The sequence below is a fragment of the Desulfolithobacter dissulfuricans genome (assembly GCF_025998535.1).
In the GTDB taxonomy this organism is placed as follows: Bacteria; Desulfobacterota; Desulfobulbia; order Desulfobulbales; family Desulfobulbaceae; genus Desulfolithobacter; species Desulfolithobacter dissulfuricans.
In genome coordinates, this window is record NZ_AP024233.1 from 2,707,650 (window position 1) to 2,728,613 (window position 20,964).

Below are 20,964 nucleotides of genomic sequence, written 5' to 3' on the forward strand. Positions count from 1 at the left end.
AAAACCACATCGCAGTTCGCTTGTTTCAGTGGAGAAAATACCAGCTAAAACCGATTCCTGAAACGAGAAAACAGTAATAGCCAAACCACTGCAACTGGCCCCGGCGGACGATATGCATCAGAAGGACAATGGCAAGATATCCTGAGATGGCGGCGGCCAGGGTTCCGGCCAGGATATTGATCATTTCCGCCGTACCGGGAGGATTGGTCAGCAGGTCGCCCAGCTTGAGAACCGCGGCGCCGATGATGGCCGGGATGGACATGATGAAGGAAAAACGGGCTGCGGTCTCCCGGTTGATTCCCATGAGCATCCCGGCGAAGATGGTGGAGCCACTGCGCGACAGACCGGGAAGGATGGCCATGGCCTGGGCAATGCCGATGGCGAAGGCCCGGGGACAGGTAACCGGGGTGTCCTTCTGGCGGAGAAACCGGGTCAGGACCATTATGGTGCCGGTTACGGCCAGCATGGTGAAGGTCACCAGAATATTGTCGAAAATACTATCAATATCATCCTTTAAAAAAAGCCCCACCCCCACGGCCGGCAAGGTGGCGACCACCACATATATATCCCACAGATAAGCCTGGCGCAGTTCCGGATCTCCTTTACGGGCCGTGGATGAAGAAAACAGGGCGGTGACCATCAGCAGGAGTTCCCTGCGAAAGGCGATGACCACAGCCAGCAGGGTACCGAGGTGCAGAAAAACCTCAAAGGCGATACCCGGCCCTCGAATCCCAGGAGAGCCGAACCTATCACCAGGTGTCCGGAACTGGAAATGGGCAGAAACTCGGTCAACCCCTGGATGGCACCCAGTATAATTGCCTTAAAAAGATCCATACACATTCCACCAGGCAGGAGACAAAAAAAGAGAGCCGATCGATGATTCCCATCAACCGGCTCTCATAAAAAAATCGTTGAAAAAGTGCTGATCAGCAGCCTTCGATGGCTTTCTTCTTGGCAGCCTTCACAGTTACCTTCTGGCCAGCTTTCAGCTTGTTGGCTTTCTTGCAGGTCATGGTGACCTTGTCACCATCCACGGAGTCCACGGTGCACTTCACCTTGGCGGCCATTGCAACACCTGCGCTCAGGGCGAAAGCCACTACCATCACGACGGTTACCACTTTTTTCATGATCTTCTCCTTTAATAAATGGGGGTTAGAACAATTCCCTTTGCCTCGCCATAATACTTGCAAAATATATTTGCTTTAAGGGAGCTTGTCAACCTTAATTCCTCCGTGCCACAAGGTGTTACAGCACGCCAGACCTATTGAAGCACCATTTCTATATCCCTTTTGAGCAGGGCATGGGGCACATAACCGGGATATTTCTTCACCACCTGACCCTTTTTATTTACCAGAAACGAGGTCGGAATACCGGAGATCCCGCCAAAATCATCAGCGGTTTTCCGGTCGGCCATCAGGACAGTGTAATTGATTTTTTCCTGTTCCATGAGCTTGGCGACCACCTTGGGCCCTCCCTCGTCCACAGACAGCGCTACCACGGCAAATCCCTGGGGGCCGAACTCCTCATTGAGCCTTTTCAGGGTCGGAATCTCCTGGCGGCAGGGTGGGCACCAGGTGGCAAAAAAGGTGACCAGCAGGGCCTTGCCCTTGTAGACCTCACTGGATACGGTCTTTCCATCCGGTACCGAGGGCAGAGAAAAAGCGGGCAGCCGAACCGCGGCCCCGACCGGCGACATGAAGCCGAGCAACAACACCAGCACACCTGTGGCGACGGCGATCCTCTTTATGTTTTCAAGCCACATCATATCTATACAACCTCCTGTCTCAACAGGGCATGTTTCACCCACTGTCATGAATTGAGCCCCGGCCCAGACCGGGGTGCGCTGAATATTTGTTCCTATTTACACACAGACACCCAAATCTGCAACAGAAAGAAAAAGACCGGGCAGAACGCCCGGTCTACGGAAGAGGAGAGGAGCTAACACTGATCGGCAACTGATCAGCTTTGAAATTCGAAAGAAAATTGTGTAACAGTGAAATACTCAGGCTGTAATATCCAGTACGCTGTCCTCCATGGCTTTCTCGGCCGTTATGGTTTTCAGTTGGGCCTGGTACATGATCCGGGCCTGCCTCATGTCCGACAATTCCCGAGCGGGATCGGTGGCCGACTGCTCAACCATTTCCAGCTCGGAACGGACCTCCACCGGGATGGATAACCCTGGAATGTCGACCTTTTCCGGCACTGCCAATACCCCGCCGGTTTTCTGCTCTTCAAAAAGCACCCGGGTTCTTCTGTAGCCTTCGGTGTTCATATTGGCCACATTGGAAGCCACGGCCGAGAGCCGGGCCCCTGATGCCTGCAGTCCTGAGAGTGCGCTCTGCACACTGGATATCATATCATGCTCCTGCCACGGGTTTTCTTTCACTTTCTTGTTGCATCAACCATGCCATAACAAAATTCACTCTCCAGCCGCTGTTCCGAACATGGTCGGCGGACCAGGACAACCATGCCCTTCGACCCTGACCCGGGAACGACGGCAGAGGCGGACATCTGTGAAAAATATTGCGCCGGCGTATGGTTCAGAGTAGATATTAGCGTTGAACCAGCGCATTATCATAAGCGTTATCCCTCAACCACTTTACAAATCATCTATCTGCCATGTCTGTACGTTTCGGCTGGTTAACGGCCTGTATCCTGCTTTTCACCTGCATCCATCCCATCTACGCCGCCGACATCGTCGACCGGGTTGTGGCAGTGGTGAATGACGATGTCATCACCTTGTCCGAAGTCAACCAGGAAGGCAAAGCCCTGTTCAAGCGCATCGCCGAGCAGGTCCCACCCGACCGGCTGGAAGAAGCCCTGCAGCAGGCCAGACAAAATGTGATCGAGGAGTTGATTGACAAGAAGATTCTCCAGCAGGAAGCCCGCAAATATGATCTCAAAGTCACCGATGAAGAGGTCGACAGGGCACTTCAGCGTATCCTGGAGAGAAACAATACCACCATGGAACAATTTCGCAGTGAGCTGGCGGCCGTGGGCATGGACGAGCAGCAATACCGGGAAAATCTACGCAGCCAGATACTGAGCTCCAAGCTGGTCAATATGGAGGTCCGCTCCAAGGTGATCATCCCTGAAGAGAAGATTATCGACTATTACGATACCCATTACATGGAACGGATGGGGGACGGGGGCTACTATCTTCTTCAGATAGGCATTAACGTCGACCCCAACGATCCTGATCCCGAGCGGGCCAGAGCCGAGGCGAGGAAAAAGGCCGAACAGATAAGAGAACAGGCTCTTGCCGGCGAGGACTTCAAGGAACTGGCGAGAAAATATTCCGACCTGCCGTCGGCCGCCGACGGCGGTGATATCGGCGTCTTCAAGGCTGATGAAATGGCCCCGGCCATGCGTGAGGCCGTGATCAGCCTCAAGCCCGGAGAGATCAGCGAACTTGTCGAGACTTCTTCGGGTTTCCAGATATTCAAGTTGCTTTCCAGCAAGCAGGGACAGATTGTGGCCAAGGTCCCCTATGACGAGGTCAAGGAAGAGATACGCAACATTCTCTACCAGCAAGAGACAAAGGAACTCTTTGACAACTGGCTCAAAAAAATGCGTGAAAACGCATACATTAAAATTCTGTAGGAACAGATGAAGAGCGACCCTCAGGAACAACATCCCGTCGAAGAATGCGACGAGCAGGCTGTGTCAGAAAATGTGGGCAGCTACCTGCAGCGACTGCGCCTGAAAAAGGAGCTCAGCGTGGAAGAGGTTGCCAGGGCCACCAGGATATCCCATTCCAACATCCGCGCCATTGAGGCCCAGGCATATCATCAGCTGCCAGCCGATACCTTTACCAAGGGACTCATCTCTCTGTACGCTGAATTTCTCGGTGAAAACGGCAGTGAACTGGCGACCCGATTCCTCAAGGAACGGGATCGGGAACAGGCTCCTGGCAGACGGAGCGGTCGACAGAAAGGTCTGCGCCATAGCAACCTGGCCCCAAAAACCCTGGCAGAACCGGCCCATATATCTTCTGCCGCCATGGCCGGTTTCCTCCTCCTCTTCATCGCCCTCAGCTTTACGGCCTTCTGCGTCTATACCTCATGGAACCCCTTCGCCTTTCTCACCGACGGGAAAAACGATGCCCGGACCGGCATGAATGACATGTTCACAAGCAGTGCTCTGCTCAAGGAAAACTCATCCGCAGTGACCTCCAGATCGGAAAAGCTTCCCGACGGTAACAATGCGACCCCTCAAACCGTTGGCCAGCAGGTCCCAAACACCCTTACACAAGCGCCTCCTGCCACCCAAAACCCCGAAGCGCTCTATACCCTGCGTCTTGCCTTTGACAAAGACTGCCAGGTGACGGTAACCATCGATGACCAGGAGCCGGCCCAAAGGACCTTCAAGGAAGGGGAAGAACAACAATGGCAGGCAGGCAAGGCCATTATCCTCCAGTTCGACACGCCTGGAGCGGCTACGCTTGTGCTCAATGATAAAGAAATTCCCTTCCCTGACCCCGATGGTGACGGAAAGATCGTTCTGCGCATCCCAGAAGCCCTGCTCGACCTGTAGGGCCGATCAACCGACGACATGAAAGAACGCAGGACCAGGGGAATTGTTCTGCAGATCAGGGACCACGCTGAATCGGACAAGCTGGTGACCTTCTACAGCCCGAGCCTGGGGCGGGTCACCGGCATCGCCAAGGGTGCCAAACGCAGCAAACGCCGTTTCGTCAACAAGCTGGAACCCTTCACCCAACTGCACATCCTCTACCGACCGTCCCGGAACTCCAGCCTGCTCTTTCTCGCCGACGCGGAACTCGATAACGCCTATCTCTCCCTGCGCCGGCAATACAGTCGCTATGTCACCGCCATGCTCATCGCCGAGCTGGTTCTCTGTTTTACCCGGGAAGAGGATGGCGACCCGGCCACATTCCGCCTGCTGGCATGGGCTCTCGGGGCCCTGGACCGTGGCCTGCCACCCCTGCAGACAGCTACACTCTTTCACCTCCGGCTTCTGGGAGAAGCCGGGTACCGTCCGGTTCTTAACCGATGCAGCGTCTGTGGCAGAAAGGTCTCCCCAGACGTCATCTTCTGCCTCCCTCCGTCCTCGGGGCTGTTGATATGCCACCCCTGCCGCAACGAGCCGGCAGCGTCCAACTTCACCCTCTCAACCCAGACCCTCAAGTTCCTCCACAATGCCCAGGTCCTGGACCTGGACCGGCTGGACCGGCTCCGCATGTCCCGGCAGGCCACCGCGGAATCGCTGAACATCCTCTATCGGTACACCCAGCACCTGCTTCAGCAGGACATTCACAGCTATCGTTTTCTGAACCTGAGCCTGGGATCTCCCCGAAATAGTAGCCTGAAATAACCGCTGACTATCGTTTAACCCGCATGTTTCAAACAAACCGGGCATGGTGGCCTTTGCCCGCTCTCAGCCGCTGCGGATGAGCTCCAGAAGTTCCTCGGCACTGATCCGGGCCGAGACATCAGCACCCTCGAGAAGAGAGTTGGCCAGATCGCGTTTTTCCTGATGCAACCGGACAATTTTCTCCTCGATGGTCCCGGCGGTGACCAGCCGGTAGACGGTTACCGGCCGTTTCTGGCCGATACGGTGGGCCCGGTCGGCGGCCTGGTCCTCCACGGCCGGGTTCCACCATGGATCCATGTGAATGACATAGTCAGCCGCTGTCAGATTGAGCCCCAGGCCACCGGCCTTGAGGCTGATGAGGAACAGATCCCCTTCTCCGGCCTGGAAAGACTCCACCTGGCGCTGCCGGTCCTTGGCCGGGGTAGTCCCGTCAAGATACTTGTACACAATACCCCTGGTATCGAGAAATTCCCGAATCAGGGCCAGATGACCGGTGAACTGACTGAAGACCAGGGCCTTGTGCCGCGAGGCCAGCAACTCCTCGATCACCTCGGCAAAGACCTGCAGCTTGGTGGACGGGATATCGGTTTCCGGCATGACAAGCCTGGGGTTACAGCATGCCCGCCTTAGCCGCATGATCTCGGCCAGGATCTGCAGATGTCGACCTGACTTTTCAGCACTGCCCTCGATATTCTCGATGGCCTGCTGGCGGATAGCCTCATAGAACTGCATTTCCTCGGGCTTCATCTCCACCCGCAGCGTTATCTCGGTGCGCGGAGGCAGCTCGTCAAGGACCTGGGACTTGATCCGCCGCAGCATAAAGGGCCGGATCAGTTTCTTGAGCTTACGCCTGGCCTCCCGGTCATGGTGTTTTTCAATGGGAATACCGAACCGGGCATTGAACTGCTTATAGGTGCCGAGCAGGCCAGGATTGATAAAGCGAAACAGGTTCCAGAGTTCACCCAGGTGGTTTTCAATGGGGGTACCGGTGGTGATCAGGCGAAACCTCCCCTTGAGACGCATGGCGGCCTTGGACCGCTTGGTGGCCGCATTCTTGATCGCCTGGGCCTCATCCAGGACAATGGTCTGCCAGTCGACCTGTTCCAGCAGTTCCACCTCCTGCTGCAGGAGCGTATAACTGGTGATAAGCAGATCAAACTTGCCCAGCGATTCGATGGTCTCCTTCCGGTCCGTTCCGGTCAGGGTGCGGATGTTGAGGGTGGGAGCAAAGCGGAGCGCCTCTTGTTCCCAGTTCATACATACCGAGGTGGGCGCCACCACCAGGGTGGGCCCCTCCTTGGCCAGGTAGAGAATAACGGCCAGGGCCTGGAGTGTTTTGCCAAGCCCCATATCATCGGCCAGACAGCCACCGATGCCCAGATGGGCCAACCGCACCATCCAGACAAACCCCTCGGTCTGGTAATCCCGCAGGTCTGCCTGCAGAGTGGAGGGCACCTCTGGAACCAGATCCTGGGCATACTGGATGGCCTCAAGCTGTTTTTTCCAGCCCTCGTCCGCTGTGGTGCAGGTCTGCCTGGTCAAGTCATCCAGGGCAATAGCCGCCAGGGGATGGATATGGACCTCATCCTCACCCTCGGCCGATTCCATATCGCCAAAGAGTATCAATTCCTCCAGCTGTTTGCGAAACTCCTGGGTCAGGGCGAGAAACTGGCCCTCGCCGATGGGAATAAAGCGGCTCTTGGCCTCGCGTACCTTTTCCAGCAGGACCTTGAGCTCGATCACCTCGTCCTGATCCACTTCCAGATGGCCGGACAGGGCAAACCAATTCTGCTGACTGGTCCGGATATTGAGATTGAGCTGATTGATTCCCGCCCGGCGACGGACCGCCAGTTTTTCCCCTTCCGGCCACTCAAGCACCACCCGGTCACGGATTTCCTCGATCTCAAGCAGGGCCTGCAGGCACTCTTCCGGATCAAGCAGATGCCATTCCCGCTTGTTCTCCTGCTCCAGATCAATGGCCAGGTCCAGGATGGGGCAACTCTCCTCGATTTCCCGGGCCTTTTCTTCTTCGAGCTTGAGATTGCGCCGGGTCTGCAGCCGGCGTCCACCTACCTCGGCCATGAGATTGGCCACCCCGACCCCGGGCTTGAGATAGAGCCCGCCCTTGCCAAAAGGCTGGACAAACATCTCCAGCCTGAATCCGGAGCCATAGGGGATAATGTGGATATGGATGGTGGGATCGGCCTCGACCATGGTGACATCCTGCCCTTCCACCGACACGTCGATGGCCGAGTGTACGGTCATGAACGAGGCAATATTGCCGATGGCGTCCAGCACCTGTCCGGACGCGGCCATGGGAACCCGCAGTCCATGGCGCCCGGTGATCCCGGCAACGCGGCGATGCTCATCCTTGATATGGATGATCCGAAAGCGGGTGGGGGTCTCCTGCCAGACCGCGATCTTGCCGTCACCGATGTCCTGGGCAAAATGGATGAACAGAAATTCGCCCTGTTTTTCCACCAGCAGCTCCGGCTCTCCGGCCACCAGCTCAACGGGTGTGGAAGGTGATTTTTCGAGAAAAACGAGAGGGTGCCCCACAAGGGCAGGCAGGGCCTCGTCCAGATCAAAGGCACAGCCGCCATTTCTGGCCGTGGCATCCCCCACCTGGCGGATGGCGCCGCAGACCTTGCGATCCTGGGGGTGAGAAAGTCCAGCCCACGGGACTGCATCAGACGGTTGAGGGCAACGAGCCGTCCCTTGCTCCAGTTTCCGGAACTGCTTTTCTTCTGCTCGCGGGCGGAAAGGTGCAGCCGACCATCCCGGTAGTCTACCATCCAGGCCAGTCGGGTCCGCCGCCTCGGTTCCCGGGCCCGGGAGGTGACACTGATCAGCTCCTGGAGACTCTTTTTCCAGTCATCCTCTGGCGAGATGATGTGCACCACGGTCCGGCAGCCGAGCTGTTTCCGCAGGGACACGGCGACGGGGCCGTACTTGGCCCCATGCTCAGGATTAATGGCGGCCAGCAGTTCGGCCGCCTCCATGGCCACCCAGAAAAAACCGCTCTCCTGCCCCTGCTCCATCAGATGGACCAGGGCGTCCTGGTACTCCGGCGGGATCTCCACCCCCATCCAGTGGAGGGCAAGGACCGAGATAAGGATGGTCAGGCTGCGGTTGTCGCTCTCCAGCCGCTCGGTCAGTTCCATCATGTCCGGCATGTTGCCGTCCGTGGAACGGACCACGGCATCGAGAAAACGAAACGGGATCTCCTCGGGACACCCTTTACAGCGCGAAAGGACAATGGCCACTGCCCGCCGGACCATTTCCCGGTCTGCCGGTTCGTTACGCTCAAGCATGCTCAGAAGGCAAAATACCCCTGTTATCCCAAGGAAAAAATTCCCTTCATCACCGGCATACGCGTTGAGCTGTTCCAGATCCCGGACATAGATATCCCGCGCCAGGGAACTGTCTCCCCTCAGGAAAGCCACCGTGCCGGCAAAACCAGAGCCCTGAAACCCGTCTTCATTGTCCTCCACCAGACGGGCCAGGGAATCAAGCCGGCCCTGGAACAGATAGTAACTGGCCAGCATACGCCGAAACGGCAGCAGCTCGAATTCGGAGAGAGAACTGGTAATACCGACCTCAAGATACTCCTGAACCGGCGGAAAAGAGACCAGGGATTCCATGGAATAGCGGATGACCTGATCCAGGAGAAAAAACTGCAGAGAACCGGGAAGCGAGGCAAACCAGGCAATATCAAAACCCGTGCCGGCCATCCGTACCCCGGGTGGTTCCGGACCGAGATGCTCCTGACACTGCTGTTCAAGAAATGCCTGGGCTTCCTCTATCTTGTCAAAATCCTGGCTGTAGACACCGATGCGGAACTGGCGCATGGCCCGCCAGCAGCGGGTAGACCATTTTCCGTAGGTGTACGAGACTGGAGCTTCCTTTTCGATGAGGTATGCCAGTGCGGAAAAGAGACCGTTCTCCACAGCCTTCCGGGTCATCAACTCGGCAAGTACCGGAACGACCTGGTTCTGACGGTTCAGCAGACCAAGCTCGCGCAGACGGAGGACCGAGGCCTGAATTTCCTCCTTCACCGGCGCCCGGCCGCCGGGGAAATCCATATCCACCCGGCCAAGGCAGTTGGCAAGAAACGTCACCGAGACCGGTTCATAGATGATGGATATGAACTGGAGGAGAAAAAGATCCGTTGGAGACAGACTGCTGAGAATGTTCTGATCAAAAGTGGTGGTTTCGTCGGTCGGCATATCCTGCTGCACACAAAAAGAGTAAAAAAAATCCCAAGACATTTCATACTACCATGCCTGTCTGATTTCGCTAAAGAAAAATCAGCAGCCGGAAGTTTCCCCCCAACGCCCCTGGTTTCTCCGAAACTCACCACAAGTTTGGATAAGTACATCGTGATTTTCACAGGTCGAAGTCTTCGCTACCTGTTGTGGCTGGGCCGTGCCGAAACCCGGAGTCTCCCTTCGGTCGCTTACCCGGAGTCTCCCTTCGGTCGCTTACCTGGTCCAGCCATGCTGGTTTATATGAAATTCTCGTCCCACCCTCCAGGAGGACAACAGCTTCCATGTTTCGTTGTGCAACCCGTGGGAGCCTGCATGGGTGTTAGAAGAAGAGAAAAGATCTATCCCCGTGAGATCATGCCCAAATAACCGGTGTCAACAGTGATATGTAACGAAAAAAACAGACTATTTTCCACATATCAACTACGTTTTTCTCGGTTGACAAAAAGGCAATTACCTATAATCATAGTTGTCACAATGCCAACCACACATACCTTTTTGTCAACTGTTGACAAACATAAATGACAGGAAATCTCCATGACCGCCTTCGGCTATCTGTTTATAGATATAGAGAAAAGATTCAGGGTACCCGTAGCTGACCAGCAGCAGGTCATTGAACAGTACAGCCAACAGCTTGGCCTGAGCGTGGACCAGTTTTTCATCGAGCAGAACAGTTCGGCCCGACGTCCCTTTGGTGAGCGGGACGAGGGGCATCGGCTGCTGCAGATATGTCAGGCCGACGACATGATCATCGTGGCCCGTGCCGACATGGTCTTCTCACGGGCCACGGAAGGAGTACGGCTGATCCGCCGCCTGAAGAAACAGGGGATCTCACTGCACATTGCGGAACTGGAAGGGGATATTGTCAAACCCCAGGAGCGGAAACTGGTTATCTCCACCGGGATCGCCGACCTGGTCGCCACCCTGCTCGAGCGCCTTGCCCAACGGGAGCGATCCGGCCAGAGCGCCGCCATCCGTCATGCCAAGAAGATACAGCAGAAGCAGGGCCGCTACCTGGGCGGGCCCGTACCCTTTGGCTGGCAGGTGAACGGGGAGGGACGACTGGAAGAACACGGGGAGGAACAGCTCATCATCGAAGAGATGATGGCCATGCGGGCCGACCGGTGGTCGTATCGGGACATCGCCCGGCAGATGAAGGAAAAACATGGGCTGGGTTTTTCCCACGAGGGGATCCGCAAGATCCTGGCCTCCAACCAGACCCGCAGGGAAGAGATGGCCCGGCGGGCCGACTGAAAAAGCGGATCACGGCTGGAACGAGTGCCGGTCCAGCCATGTGTATTCTCGAATTTGAGCGCGGAATGTTCCCGGACAGACCGCAGGCCACAGGTACAGGTCTTATCTATACCAAGGCACTACCTGCAAAGAGTGGTTTGAGAAATCACTGCAGAAACTGCTCGTTGGTCCAGATCTTGGCATGCTGCTGAACAAAGGCAAGCCAGTCGGCAAGCAGACGGCTCTGCGCCGATGCCTGGAGCTGCTCGCGGAGTTTTTCCTGTTCCTGCCCGTCCAGTGGCTTGTCCGACTGACGGCGCTCCTTGACCGCAAAGACATAATAGGAGTCGCCAACCTCCACCGGACTTTTGGCCAGCTTCTCCCTGGCCGGCAGGGCAAAGGCCTCCCGGACCACAGGCAGGGGCGGAGTTGTCCCGCCCTGGAGGGTGGCCCGCTTGAAAAATCCGGACTCCTGTATTTTCACACCGGTTCCTGCTGGTAGCTGCCCTTTTTCGGTGGCCTTCCTTAGAAAATCTTCAGCTGCCTTTCTGGCCAGGTCAGCAGCCCTGTCTTTCCGGTAATCAGCCACCACCCGGTCCCGGACCTCATTCAGTTCCGGCACGGCCGCCTCCTGTATGTCGGCAACGTAGAGGATGGCAAAACCGTTTTTCAGTTCCACCAGCGAGCTGAGCTCACCTTTTTTCAGGCGAAAGGCCTTTTCAAGAAAGGACGGATCCGACACCACACCGGCCGGTGGCTGGCTGCGGGAGAAATAGTCGGTGACCTGAACCTTCTCCTTGCCAAGGTTTTCATACTTGTCGATGCTGCCGGCCCTGATGATCTCTTCATAGGCAGTGGAGGCCTGTTTGAAGGCCTCGCTCTTGTTCCCTGCGCCCTCCCCTTCGATGGCCTTCACCGGAAAGTAGAGATATTTCAGTTTGACCTTGGGCTCCTGACGATACTCTTCCTTATGTTGTTCATACCAGGGGGCAAGATCCCCATCGTTCACCTGCACCTGGTCGACAAAATCCTCCGGTTTGAACACCGCGTAGTCAAGCCGGACCTCCTCACCGAGAAAGTCAAGCCAGACCTGGAACTCGGTATCAGGGACCACGGCAAACGAGATCACCGCATTGGTTACCCGGTCGGCCAGCATGTCCCGCTGCAGTCCCTTTTCGTAGGAAGAGGGGCTCAGCCGGTTCTGGGCAAGCAGATCCTTGTAGCGCTGGAGACTGAAGTGGCCGTTTTCATGAAACACGTCCATGTTTTTAATGGCCTCCTGGGTGGCCAGCTTGGACAACCGGATCCCCATGGCCTCCCCACCCTGCCGCAGCAGCTCGGCCCGGATCATCTGCAGCATCACCTGCCGCTTGATACCCAGCTGCTCGAGCAAACCCGGCGGCAGAGCGCCGCCGAACTGCTGACGATACTGCTCCACGGTTCGATCGTAGTTGCGCTGGAAATCCTGCAGCGAGATCTCCTCGCCATTGACCACGGCGATGGAATTTCGCTTGTTGGTCATGTTGGTTCCCACGCCCCAGAAGATAAAGACGATGGCTATGATCAGCACCAGGCCCTGGATCAGGGTTGACTGGGCCTGTCTTCGTAAGATGCTCAGCATTATTGTATGGCTCCTGCAATATCGATAATAGCGTCCAGCCCGGACCGTAACCGGTATAATTACCCTGATTTCGTGTCACCTTACCAGTAAAAAATGCACACCTCCCTGCCCTGCGTCTATGATTGGCTCCTCATTCAAAAAAAAGAGAGGGTCAACTTGACAAACAGCCAGCCCTATAGTATTAAAATTTTGTTTTATGTTACAGGGGATAAACTGAATCAATTCATATTACTTTGCCGCAAGGAGGACTAACCATGGCAACTATTGAGTTCAATGGAAAAACCTACGAGGTAGACGAGGACGGCTTCCTGACCAAGGGAACCGAAGAATGGGACGAGAACTGGGTCGAGTACGTCAAGAGCGTAGAAGGCATCAGCGAACTGACCGATGAGCATCGCAAAGTGATCGACGCCCTGCAGGAGTACTACAAGAAGAACGGTATCGCTCCAATGGTACGTATCCTCTCCAAGACCACCGGCTTCCCGCTGAAGCGCATTTACGAGCTGTTCCCGTCCGGACCGGGCAAGGGAGCCTGTAAGATGGCTGGTCTGCCCAAACCGACCGGTTGCGTCTGATTCGTAGACGATCCATCGTTTATGATACGAGGAAGGTTGTCCTGGCTGGCAACCTTCCTTTTTTTTATGTCCGGACCGCTCTACCTGGTATGGACCGTGGTGTCAGTCCGGCGCCACCAGTCCGGCCAGCAGCTCCTCGTGCACCTGCGCCACCAGTCGGTTGTAATCGTCCTGGGTTAACCTGCTGCCCCGCAGCCCCCCGCGGAGATTGATTTCAGACAGCCATACCTCGCCACTCCCGGATACCAGCAGATCCACATGGGCATAGGGAAATCCAGCCCGGGCCATGACCTCCCGACACAGCTTCTCTTCGCCCTCCGACAGCTGCCAGCGCCGGCCAACCCCGCCACAGTGCAGGTTATGGCGGAAGTTATCCGGATTATACCGCTCGTAGGCATCCACGGTTTCCCCCAGCAACACCACCCGGACATCGCGACAGTCGCGGATAAAGGGCTGCACCACAAAGGGATAGGCCAGGGCGCCGAGTACGGCCTGGGTAACCACCTCTTCGATACCCTGAAACCAGAGGATGCCCTGGCCCCCGTTGGCGCGGTCGAGCTTGCACACCACCTCGCCCAGTCCTTCCCTGCCCCAGCAGCTGACCGCCTCCATGAGATCGTGCCGGTCATGGATCGCCCGGGTTCCCGGCACCATATATCGGCCAAGCAGCCGGGCCTGGAGGATCTTGGAACGGCTGCAGACCTGGGCCAGGGCCGAGGGGATCAGATGGACAGAGCGGGCAGCGAGATCCAGAAGCAGCAACTCCTCGCCGGGCCGCATGCGGACCCGCCCGACAACGACGTCACCGCTGCCCAGCTCCTCATAAAGCTTAAGGAGGGTCTGGTTATCCCTGACGATCCGCCGGTCCACTAAAAGATCATCTCCAGGAAATGACTGTGAAAGCGACTGAGATCGGCATTACAGTTGCCGCAGAACAGATGGATCTCTCCATGGATCTCGGTGTCATTTTCCCGGGGAGTGAAACTCCCGTCCATGTTCTGCACATAATGGGTCGTCACCACCACATCCTCGGCCACCTCGACAAAATCCTTGTCGTTACCGCAGTGGGGACAACTGATCCGGCCGGCCGGCTGTCCCGAAGGAACCTGTACTTTACTCATCTGTTATCCCTGAAAAATCAATACCTGATATGAAAACCGCCCAACTCACCCGGTACAGGTGCAGTTTCCTCAAACTCAACCGCCGAGACCATGGACAGGGGCGAGCCGACATGGAGCCAGTCAAGCATCTGACCGACCTTGTCCTCGTCCCCCTGGAACATCACCTCCACCGTACCATCGGCAACATTGCGTACCCAGCCTTCCAGGCCCAGCTCAAGGGCTTTCTGCCGGGTATGATCCCGAAAAAAAACGCCCTGAACCCGCCCGTGCACCCTGGCATGTATCCGTTTTTCAGCCATCATGAACCTCCCTGAAGCAGATCGAGAAACTCCTGTTCGCCAAGAATCCTCAGCCCCATTTCCCGGGCTTTCTTCAGCTTGCTGCCGGGCTTGGCCCGGCGACCACATCGGTCACCTTGCGGTTCACGGTGGTGGCCACCTGGGCCCCGAGTTCCTTGACCCGGGCCTTGGCCTCGTTGCGGGACATGGTCTCAAGGGAACCGGTAAACAGGAAGACACGGTCTTCCAGTCGTCTGGGAACCCCGGCTTCCACGGGCTGGATCTGGAGACCGTTTTCCTGCAGTTCCCTCAGCATGGCCCGGACATCCGGGTCGGAAAAATAATCCAGCAGGCTGTCCGCAGCCTGCTCACCCACCCCGTCCACCTCGAGCAGCTCCTCCCGGGAGGCCTCCATGAGGTGCTCCAGGGAGCCAAAACGACGGGCCAGCTGGGCCGCAGTCACTTCGCCCACGAAGCGAATCCCCAGGGCTGCCAGAAACCGATCCAGAGGCGGATGCGAGGCGGCGCGAATGGCGCGAATCACATTTTCAGCCGATTTCCTGCCCCAGCCGTCAAGTTCCTCCAGGTCTTCCACCCGCAGGCGAAAGATATCAGGCAGGTCCCGGACCAGGCCGGCCTCCACCAGCTGCTCCATGTTTTTCTTGCCCAGCCCCTCGATATCCAGGCCGTTCTTGCCGGCAAAATATATCAGACTCCGCAGCCGCTGGGCCGGACAGTGCGGATTGATGCAGCGGATGACCGCCTCGCCGCGGGGACGGACCAGGGGATGGCCGCACTCTGGACATTTTTTCGGAAAAAGGATGGGTTGCTCCTGACCGGTCCGCTTTTCCACGATCGGCTTGATCACCTCGGGAATGACATCCCCGGCCCGCTGGATCAGAACCGTATCGCCGATGCGCAGGTCCTTGCGCTGAATCTCGTCCTGATTATGGAGGGTGGCCCTTTGAACAGTCACTCCGCCCACGGTGACCGGCTCCAGGATAGCCACCGGGGTGACCGCTCCGGTCCGGCCAACCTGGAAGTCCACATCTTTTATTCTCGTGGTGGCCTGGGTGGCCGGGAATTTCCAGGCCACTGCCCAGCGGGGAGCCCGGCTGGTTGCACCCAGCCGGTGCTGCAGCTCAAAGCTGTCCACCTTGACCACCATGCCATCGATCTCGTACTCCAGCTGATGGCGGACCTCCTGCAGATACCGGTAGCGGGCGACGACAGTCTCGATGTCCGGGCAGTGGAGGACAAGGGGATTGACCTTGAAACCGAGCCTGGCCAGCCACCGATAGAGCTCCTGCTGGGTGGAGCACGGAGTGACGGCGGTATCGGCCACCCCGTAGACAAAAAAGGAAAGCGGCCGGGAAGCAGTGACCCGGGGATCCAGCTGCCGCAGCGAGCCGGCCGCCGCATTACGGGGGTTGGCGAACAGCGGCTCGCCCCGGCTGGCCCGTTCCCTGTTCAGGGCCTCGAAGCCCTCCAGGGGCATGTAGACTTCGCCCCGGACAATCAGCCGGGACGGTATATCTCCGGCCAGTTCCTGCAAGCGCAGGGGGATGGCCTGGACCGTCCGCAGCTGGGCGGTGATATTCTCGCCGACCAACCCGTCTCCCCGGGTGGAACCGATGGTGAACACCCCCTCCTCATAGACCAGCTCCACGGCCAGCCCGTCCAGCTTGGGCTCGGCAGAGTACTGGATCTCTTCTTCCCATTGCAGGAACCGGCGTATCTTCTCCTCAAACTCCCGCAGCTCCTCCTCGGAAAAAACATTGTCCAGGCTGAGCATGGGCAGAGGGTGCTCCACGGTCTCGAACCGGTCCAGCGGTGGCCCACCCACCCGTTGACTGGGCGAATCCGCTGTGACCAGGTCAGGAAACCGCTCCTCAAGCTCCAGCAGTTCACGAAAAAGCTGATCATACTCACCGTCCGAGATGACCGGGTCATCCAGTACGTAGTAGCGGTAATTATGATAGTTGATCTGCTCGCGCAGTTCGGCGAGACGTTTTCTGGCATGTTCCCGGTCCATGGCGCTGACACTATTTTTCGTCGAGCAGAACACCGCCACTGGCGATATTCTCCCTGCTTTCTTCATCGATGAAGATCAGGATGGACTCCTTGGGTTTGTTGGCCGCCTTGGCAATGACGTCCGTCACGCCCCTGGCGATTTTCTTTTTCTGCTTGCGGCTCAACTTTCCCGCGACACGGATGGATACGTAGGGCATGACACACCTCATTTTTTTTCCTGTTTACTGTGAAATTTCAAACTGTTTGCATTCTATCAGGATTTCGTTTTGAAGTCGATCAGGTTTTTGTGATATACATTGAGTGTATCCAATCTTTTCCATCCCCATCTTTCCTCTTTCCTGGAGTAGTGTCATGCATATCATCGTCACCGGCGGCGCCGGTTATATCGGCTCCCACACCTGTCTGGAGCTGCTGGAGGCCGGCCATCGGGTCACGGTCCTCGACAACCTCTGCAATTCCAGTCGGGAAGCCCTGCACCGGGTTGAAGAACTGACCGGTCAGGCCATCCGTTTTTTCGAGGCCGACCTGCTGAACCCCGATGAGGTGGAGATGGTGTTTCGCGCGAGCCCGGATACCGATGCGGTCATCCATTTCGCCGGCCTCAAGGCAGTGGGCGAATCCGTGCAGCAGCCGCTTCGCTATTACCACAACAACATCACCGGCACCCTCAACCTCTGTCAGGTCATGCAGGACCAGGGCGTCAAGAACATTGTCTTCAGCTCGTCGGCCACGGTGTACGGCGACCCGGCCACGGTTCCCATCCGCGAAGATTTTCCGCTCTCGTGCACCAACCCCTACGGCAGGACCAAGCTGATGATCGAGGATATCCTCCGCGACCTGCATGTGGCCGATCCGGAGTGGAACGTCGCCCTGCTGCGCTACTTCAACCCGGTGGGAGCGCACAAGAGCGGCCGTATCGGCGAGGATCCCGGCGGTATTCCCAACAACCTCATGCCCTACATCTCTCAGGTGGCGGTGGGCAAACTCGAGGAACTGGCCGTCTATGGTGACGATTACCCGACCCACGACGGCACCGGAGTCCGGGACTACATCCATGTGGTGGATCTTGCCCTTGGGCATATCAAGGCCCTGGAAAAACTGGCCCAAAAGCCAGGAGTCGTCACCTACAACCTGGGTACGGGCCAGGGATATTCGGTCCTGGACATGGTACAGGCCTTTGAAAAGGCCTCGGGCAGAAAGATAGCCTATCGTATCACCGACCGAAGACCCGGCGACATTGCCCGCTGTTTCGCCGATCCCGGCCTGGCTGAAAAAGAACTGGGATGGAAGGCAACGCGCTCCATCGATGAAATGTGCGAAGACACCTGGCGCTGGCAATCGATGAATCCCAGGGGCTACCGCTGAAAATGTGGTACCTGAGAAAGGTCAACCACCTCTTTTTTCTTCCTTTTCTGTAAAACAATGATTAGTGTACACACAATACATCCTGCTACCCGGACCGGCAGAGCCCGGTTTTAAGATCCACCATCCCACAGAGGAGGGCGCCGATGAAAAAACATGTTGAAATGATCTGTGTGTCGGACATGGAAGGGTTTGACAGGGAGTTGTATGAAAAATCCAAAAAGAAACTGGCCAAGCACCTGGCCCGTTTTGGCTGGAAGCTCGAAGACTGTGTTTATGAAGAAGGGGACAAGGTGTATTCCTGCAAACCCGCCGCCATCTGGTTTCTGACCCCTGATTTCCCCACCGACGACTGGGATTGAGCGTACAGCTGCTTTTTCCTGCCGGGCCATCCCCGGATGGCCCGCAGACCCGCCCCTTATCATCCCGTCTTTCTGCTCACCGGATCCGGTCCGTCAAACGGTTCCGCCCACCTTCTGATCAGAGTGTTCCGCAGACCCGGCCAAAGCCCCCGGGAATGGTTCCTGAACCCCGGAATCCGTGCCGTGAAAATTATTGTTTCCTTATTATCCAACAACAAAGGTATTCTTCACAATAAAATTGACAAAGAGCGGTATTTAGGTACTATCGTCAACCTGTTGGCCTGCCTGCGGCCCCGGATTTGCGCGTCCAGAGCCAGGACCGGGACCGGGCGGAAAAGGATCTCAAGTCACCGATGAACGGAGGACCCATGCACAGACTGATTCTCGCAATAACCCTTCTGCTCTTTTCCGTATCCCTGGCCGTGGCCGGCGAACCGGTCAAGATCGGCATGATCACCACCCTGTCCACCAAGGCGGGCTATCTCGGAGAAGATATCCGGGATGGGTTCAAGCTGGCCATTGCCATGGAAAACGGTCGCCTGGGCGGCGTACCGGTGGAGCTCCTGGTGGATGACGACGGCCGGAAGCCGGAAAAAGGCCGCCAGATAGCCGAGCGGTTCATCAGGCGTGACCGAGCCGATATCCTCACCGGCATCGTGTTTTCCAACGTGGCCATGGCTGTGGTCCCCAAGGTGGTGCGCCAGGGTATTTTCTATATCAGCCCCAATGCCGGACCTTCCAGACTGGCCGGCCGGGGGTGCAATCCCAAATACTTCAACGTTGCCTGGCAAAACGATAATCTCTCCGAGGTGGTGGGTCAGTATGTGCAGGACAAGGGGTTTACCAACGTCTACCTGATCGCGCCCAACTATCCAGCCGGTAAGGATGCCCTGGCCGGATTCAAGCGTTACTACAGGGGACAGATTGCCGGCGAGGTCTATACCACGCTCGGTCAGTCCGATTACGCCGCCGAACTGGCCACCCTGCGCGCCGCCAGGCCGGACGCGGTGTTCTTTTTCCTCCCGGGCGGCATGGGAATAAACTTCCTCAAACAGTATGCCCAGGCCGGACTGAAAGATACCATCCCTCTGTTCGGACCGGCCTTTTCCTTTGATGAACGGCTGCTCAAGGCCGTGGGCGAGGCCGCTGTCGGGGTGGTCAACGGCTCCCAGTGGTCGGTTGACCTGGACACCCCGGCCAACCGAAAGTTCGTTGCCGCCTTCAAAAAAACCTATAACCGGACTCCGACCCTCTATGCCAGCCAGGGCTATGATGCGGCCCTGTTGATCGGCTCCGCCCTCAGGGCCGTGGATGGCGACATGAGCCGGAAAGACGAATTCCGGGCCGCCCTCAAAAAAGCTGATTTCCCGACCGTTCGCGGCAAATTCAGGTTCGGCCCCAACAACCATCCCATCCAGGACCTTTATGTCCGCAAAGTGATCCGGGACCAGGAGGGCAACTATACCAACCGTATCCTGGAAAAGGTCTTCACGGATCACCAGGATGCCTATGTTGGTGAATGCAGGATGAAATAAGCGCTACCATCAGGCGGCGGCGTTCACGCAGACGACCCCACCCTCCCTTTTACAGGCGGAAAAAATGAGAAAGACATTCGTTCTCGTAATCTGGGCCCTTTTTCTCGTCCCATGGTCTGCCCTGGCCAGGGATATGAAACCGGTCAAGATCGGCATGATCACCACCCTGTCCACCAAGGCGGGCTACCTGGGGGAAGAGATCCGCGACGGCTTCCAACTGGCCATTGATATGGAAGGCGGTCGTCTGGGCGGAATTCCGCTTGAGCTCCTCATCGGCGACGATGGCCGCAGCCCGGAAAAGGGACGCCAGATAGCCCAGCGTTTCATCAAGCGGGACAGGGCGCAGATCCTCACCGGTATCGTCTTTTCCAACGTGGCCATGGCCGTGGTCCCCGGGGTGGTACGCCGGGGTATCTTTTATCTCAGCCCCAACGCCGGCCCCTCCAGGCTGGCCGGCCGGGACTGTCATGAAAATTTTTTCAACGTCTCCTGGCAAAACGACAGCCTCTCCGAGGTAATCGGCCAGTATGCCACCAACCAGGGCTACAAAAAAGTCTACCTCATTGCTCCCAATTACCTGGCCGGCAAGGACAACATCGCCGGTTTCAAGCGCTACTACAGGGGACAGATCGCCGGCGAGGTCTATACTACGCTGGGCCAGGCCGATTATGCGGCGGAAATCGCGGCCCTTCGCGCCGCCCGTCCGGATGCGGTCTACTTCTTTCTCCCCGGCGGCATGGGGATCAACTTCCTCAAGCAGTATGCCCAGGCCGGACTGCAGGGCGTGATTCCGCTGCTCGGCCCGGCAGCCACTGATGAACGGCTGCTCCAGGCCGTGGGGCCTGCCGCGGTTGGAGTCATCAACAGCTCCCAGTGGAGCGCTGAATTCGACAATCCGGCCAACAGGGCCTTTGTCGCCGCCTTTGAAAAAAAATACGGCCGCACCCCCACCCTCTTTGCCAGCCAGGGCTATGATACCGCCCGGCTCATCGGCTCTGCCCTGGCCGCGGTCCATGGGGACCTCTCGGACAGGGATGGATTCCGGGCCGCCCTGGAAAAAGCGGATTTCGCCAGCGTGCGCGGTTCCTTCCGGTTCGGGCCCAACCATTTTCCGATCCAGGATTTCTATGTCCGGAAGGTGGTGGCCACCGAGGATGGAGCGGTCCGCAACCGGTTGCTGGGCAAGGTCTTCTCCGGCCACCAGGACGCCTACGCCGCGGAGTGCAGACGTTAAGTCG

Annotated in this window: 22 protein-coding genes; 9 read left to right on the forward strand and 13 right to left on the reverse strand. The window is 57.3% G+C overall.

From position 1 onward, the window contains the following. Positions 1-25 precede the first annotated feature (25 nt). The 5 genes from GF1_RS12080 to GF1_RS12095 form a co-directional block, all read right to left on the reverse strand. On the reverse strand, positions 26-730 hold the full coding sequence (locus tag GF1_RS12080) for an undecaprenyl-diphosphate phosphatase (RefSeq protein WP_326491632.1): 705 nt from the start codon (positions 728-730) through the stop codon (positions 26-28). Continuing rightward, positions 640-840 carry an undecaprenyl-diphosphate phosphatase gene (locus GF1_RS16520; protein ID WP_353740413.1) on the reverse strand — a complete coding sequence of 67 codons (201 nt, stop codon included), beginning with the start codon at positions 838-840 and terminating at the stop codon, positions 640-642. The genes GF1_RS12080 and GF1_RS16520 overlap by 91 nt, the downstream gene beginning before the upstream one ends. A gap of 86 nt (positions 841-926) precedes the next feature. Continuing rightward, positions 927-1,127 (reverse strand): selenite/tellurite reduction operon protein ExtJ, encoded by a 201-nt coding sequence (extJ, locus tag GF1_RS12085; protein ID WP_267926801.1) that lies wholly within the window; start codon positions 1,125-1,127, stop codon positions 927-929. A 134-nt stretch (positions 1,128-1,261) separates the two neighbouring features. After that, complete coding sequence (locus tag GF1_RS12090; RefSeq protein ID WP_267926802.1) at positions 1,262-1,765, reverse strand: TlpA disulfide reductase family protein; 504 nt, start codon at positions 1,763-1,765, stop codon at positions 1,262-1,264. A gap of 237 nt (positions 1,766-2,002) precedes the next feature. Beyond that, positions 2,003-2,356: a flagellar basal body protein gene (locus tag GF1_RS12095; RefSeq protein ID WP_267926803.1), complete on the reverse strand. Its 354-nt coding sequence runs from the start codon at positions 2,354-2,356 to the stop codon at positions 2,003-2,005. A 263-nt stretch (positions 2,357-2,619) separates the two neighbouring features. Between GF1_RS12095 and GF1_RS12100 the strand changes: the two genes are divergently transcribed. From GF1_RS12100 to recO, 3 genes are read left to right on the forward strand one after another with little or no spacing between them, the layout of a single operon-like run. Further along, positions 2,620-3,603, forward strand: coding sequence for a peptidylprolyl isomerase (locus GF1_RS12100; protein WP_267926804.1), 984 nt, complete (start codon positions 2,620-2,622; stop codon positions 3,601-3,603). A 6-nt stretch (positions 3,604-3,609) separates the two neighbouring features. Continuing rightward, complete coding sequence (locus tag GF1_RS12105; RefSeq protein ID WP_267926805.1) at positions 3,610-4,536, forward strand: helix-turn-helix domain-containing protein; 927 nt, start codon at positions 3,610-3,612, stop codon at positions 4,534-4,536. Positions 4,537-4,554: 18 nt separating this feature from the next. After that, positions 4,555-5,337 carry a DNA repair protein RecO gene (gene recO, locus GF1_RS12110; protein ID WP_267926806.1) on the forward strand — a complete coding sequence of 261 codons (783 nt, stop codon included), beginning with the start codon at positions 4,555-4,557 and terminating at the stop codon, positions 5,335-5,337. Between the two features lie 63 nt (positions 5,338-5,400). Here the strand turns inward: recO and GF1_RS16255 are convergent, their stop codons facing one another. Both GF1_RS16255 and GF1_RS12120 read right to left on the reverse strand, forming a co-directional pair. Then, entirely contained in the window at positions 5,401-7,653 is a 2,253-nt protein-coding gene (locus GF1_RS16255) for a DEAD/DEAH box helicase (RefSeq protein WP_326491633.1), read from the reverse strand. Then, positions 7,599-9,566 (reverse strand): hypothetical protein, encoded by a 1,968-nt coding sequence (locus GF1_RS12120; RefSeq protein WP_267926807.1) that lies wholly within the window; start codon positions 9,564-9,566, stop codon positions 7,599-7,601. The genes GF1_RS16255 and GF1_RS12120 overlap by 55 nt, the downstream gene beginning before the upstream one ends. 576 nt (positions 9,567-10,142) lie before the next feature. Between GF1_RS12120 and GF1_RS12125 the strand changes: the two genes are divergently transcribed. Then, positions 10,143-10,859 carry a recombinase family protein gene (locus GF1_RS12125; protein ID WP_267926808.1) on the forward strand — a complete coding sequence of 239 codons (717 nt, stop codon included), beginning with the start codon at positions 10,143-10,145 and terminating at the stop codon, positions 10,857-10,859. Between the two features lie 145 nt (positions 10,860-11,004). On the opposite strand, the gene GF1_RS12130 is transcribed toward GF1_RS12125, so the two are convergent. Continuing rightward, on the reverse strand, positions 11,005-12,459 hold the full coding sequence (locus GF1_RS12130; RefSeq protein WP_267926809.1) for a peptidylprolyl isomerase: 1,455 nt from the start codon (positions 12,457-12,459) through the stop codon (positions 11,005-11,007). A 254-nt stretch (positions 12,460-12,713) separates the two neighbouring features. Between GF1_RS12130 and GF1_RS12135 the strand changes: the two genes are divergently transcribed. Continuing rightward, positions 12,714-13,034 (forward strand): TusE/DsrC/DsvC family sulfur relay protein, encoded by a 321-nt coding sequence (locus tag GF1_RS12135; protein WP_267926810.1) that lies wholly within the window; start codon positions 12,714-12,716, stop codon positions 13,032-13,034. Positions 13,035-13,136: 102 nt separating this feature from the next. Here the strand turns inward: GF1_RS12135 and GF1_RS12140 are convergent, their stop codons facing one another. The 5 genes from GF1_RS12140 to GF1_RS12160 all read right to left on the reverse strand — a co-directional run bounded on the left by GF1_RS12140 (position 13,137) and on the right by GF1_RS12160 (position 16,664). Beyond that, positions 13,137-13,904, reverse strand: coding sequence for an ATP-grasp domain-containing protein (locus GF1_RS12140; protein WP_267926811.1), 768 nt, complete (start codon positions 13,902-13,904; stop codon positions 13,137-13,139). Then, positions 13,904-14,155, reverse strand: coding sequence for a hypothetical protein (locus GF1_RS12145; RefSeq protein WP_267926812.1), 252 nt, complete (start codon positions 14,153-14,155; stop codon positions 13,904-13,906). The genes GF1_RS12140 and GF1_RS12145 overlap by 1 nt, the downstream gene beginning before the upstream one ends. 17 nt (positions 14,156-14,172) lie before the next feature. Further along, a complete protein-coding gene (locus GF1_RS12150) occupies positions 14,173-14,457 on the reverse strand; it encodes an acylphosphatase (protein WP_267926813.1) in 285 nt (94 codons plus the stop codon). A gap of 70 nt (positions 14,458-14,527) precedes the next feature. Next, complete coding sequence (gene ligA / locus GF1_RS12155; protein ID WP_267926814.1) at positions 14,528-16,507, reverse strand: NAD-dependent DNA ligase LigA; 1,980 nt, start codon at positions 16,505-16,507, stop codon at positions 14,528-14,530. Continuing rightward, positions 16,479-16,664, reverse strand: a complete 186-nt coding sequence (locus GF1_RS12160) for a tautomerase family protein (protein ID WP_267926815.1) — start codon at positions 16,662-16,664, stop codon at positions 16,479-16,481. The genes ligA and GF1_RS12160 overlap by 29 nt, the downstream gene beginning before the upstream one ends. 154 nt (positions 16,665-16,818) lie before the next feature. Between GF1_RS12160 and galE the strand changes: the two genes are divergently transcribed. The 4 genes from galE (at position 16,819) to GF1_RS12180 (ending at position 20,960) form a co-directional block, all read left to right on the forward strand. Beyond that, positions 16,819-17,832, forward strand: a complete 1,014-nt coding sequence (gene galE / locus GF1_RS12165; protein WP_267926816.1) for a UDP-glucose 4-epimerase GalE — start codon at positions 16,819-16,821, stop codon at positions 17,830-17,832. A 143-nt stretch (positions 17,833-17,975) separates the two neighbouring features. Continuing rightward, on the forward strand, positions 17,976-18,191 hold the full coding sequence (locus GF1_RS12170) for a hypothetical protein (RefSeq protein ID WP_267926817.1): 216 nt from the start codon (positions 17,976-17,978) through the stop codon (positions 18,189-18,191). 368 nt (positions 18,192-18,559) lie between these two features. Continuing rightward, positions 18,560-19,726 carry an ABC transporter substrate-binding protein gene (locus GF1_RS12175; protein ID WP_267926818.1) on the forward strand — a complete coding sequence of 389 codons (1,167 nt, stop codon included), beginning with the start codon at positions 18,560-18,562 and terminating at the stop codon, positions 19,724-19,726. Between the two features lie 64 nt (positions 19,727-19,790). Beyond that, positions 19,791-20,960, forward strand: coding sequence for an ABC transporter substrate-binding protein (locus GF1_RS12180; protein ID WP_267926819.1), 1,170 nt, complete (start codon positions 19,791-19,793; stop codon positions 20,958-20,960). The last annotated feature ends 4 nt before the right edge of the window (positions 20,961-20,964 follow it).

What these genes read in the sequence shown, in the direction of transcription:
- GF1_RS16520 (WP_353740413.1), bottom strand. Translation starts at nt 840, where the DNA reads ATGTGTATGGATCTTTTTAAGGCAATTATACTGGGTGCCATCCAGGGG.
- extJ (WP_267926801.1), bottom strand. Translation starts at nt 1,127, where the DNA reads ATGAAAAAAGTGGTAACCGTCGTGATGGTAGTGGCTTTCGCCCTGAGC.
- GF1_RS12090 (WP_267926802.1), bottom strand. Translation starts at nt 1,765, where the DNA reads ATGATGTGGCTTGAAAACATAAAGAGGATCGCCGTCGCCACAGGTGTG.
- GF1_RS12095 (WP_267926803.1), bottom strand. Translation starts at nt 2,356, where the DNA reads ATGATATCCAGTGTGCAGAGCGCACTCTCAGGACTGCAGGCATCAGGG.
- GF1_RS12100 (WP_267926804.1), top strand. Translation starts at nt 2,620, where the DNA reads ATGTCTGTACGTTTCGGCTGGTTAACGGCCTGTATCCTGCTTTTCACC.
- GF1_RS12105 (WP_267926805.1), top strand. Translation starts at nt 3,610, where the DNA reads ATGAAGAGCGACCCTCAGGAACAACATCCCGTCGAAGAATGCGACGAG.
- recO (WP_267926806.1), top strand. Translation starts at nt 4,555, where the DNA reads ATGAAAGAACGCAGGACCAGGGGAATTGTTCTGCAGATCAGGGACCAC.
- GF1_RS16255 (WP_326491633.1), bottom strand. Translation starts at nt 7,653, where the DNA reads ATGGCCGCGTCCGGACAGGTGCTGGACGCCATCGGCAATATTGCCTCG.
- GF1_RS12120 (WP_267926807.1), bottom strand. Translation starts at nt 9,566, where the DNA reads ATGCCGACCGACGAAACCACCACTTTTGATCAGAACATTCTCAGCAGT.
- GF1_RS12125 (WP_267926808.1), top strand. Translation starts at nt 10,143, where the DNA reads ATGACCGCCTTCGGCTATCTGTTTATAGATATAGAGAAAAGATTCAGG.
- GF1_RS12130 (WP_267926809.1), bottom strand. Translation starts at nt 12,459, where the DNA reads ATGCTGAGCATCTTACGAAGACAGGCCCAGTCAACCCTGATCCAGGGC.
- GF1_RS12135 (WP_267926810.1), top strand. Translation starts at nt 12,714, where the DNA reads ATGGCAACTATTGAGTTCAATGGAAAAACCTACGAGGTAGACGAGGAC.
- GF1_RS12145 (WP_267926812.1), bottom strand. Translation starts at nt 14,155, where the DNA reads ATGAGTAAAGTACAGGTTCCTTCGGGACAGCCGGCCGGCCGGATCAGT.
- GF1_RS12150 (WP_267926813.1), bottom strand. Translation starts at nt 14,457, where the DNA reads ATGATGGCTGAAAAACGGATACATGCCAGGGTGCACGGGCGGGTTCAG.
- GF1_RS12160 (WP_267926815.1), bottom strand. Translation starts at nt 16,664, where the DNA reads ATGCCCTACGTATCCATCCGTGTCGCGGGAAAGTTGAGCCGCAAGCAG.
- galE (WP_267926816.1), top strand. Translation starts at nt 16,819, where the DNA reads ATGCATATCATCGTCACCGGCGGCGCCGGTTATATCGGCTCCCACACC.
- GF1_RS12170 (WP_267926817.1), top strand. Translation starts at nt 17,976, where the DNA reads ATGAAAAAACATGTTGAAATGATCTGTGTGTCGGACATGGAAGGGTTT.
- GF1_RS12175 (WP_267926818.1), top strand. Translation starts at nt 18,560, where the DNA reads ATGCACAGACTGATTCTCGCAATAACCCTTCTGCTCTTTTCCGTATCC.
- GF1_RS12180 (WP_267926819.1), top strand. Translation starts at nt 19,791, where the DNA reads ATGAGAAAGACATTCGTTCTCGTAATCTGGGCCCTTTTTCTCGTCCCA.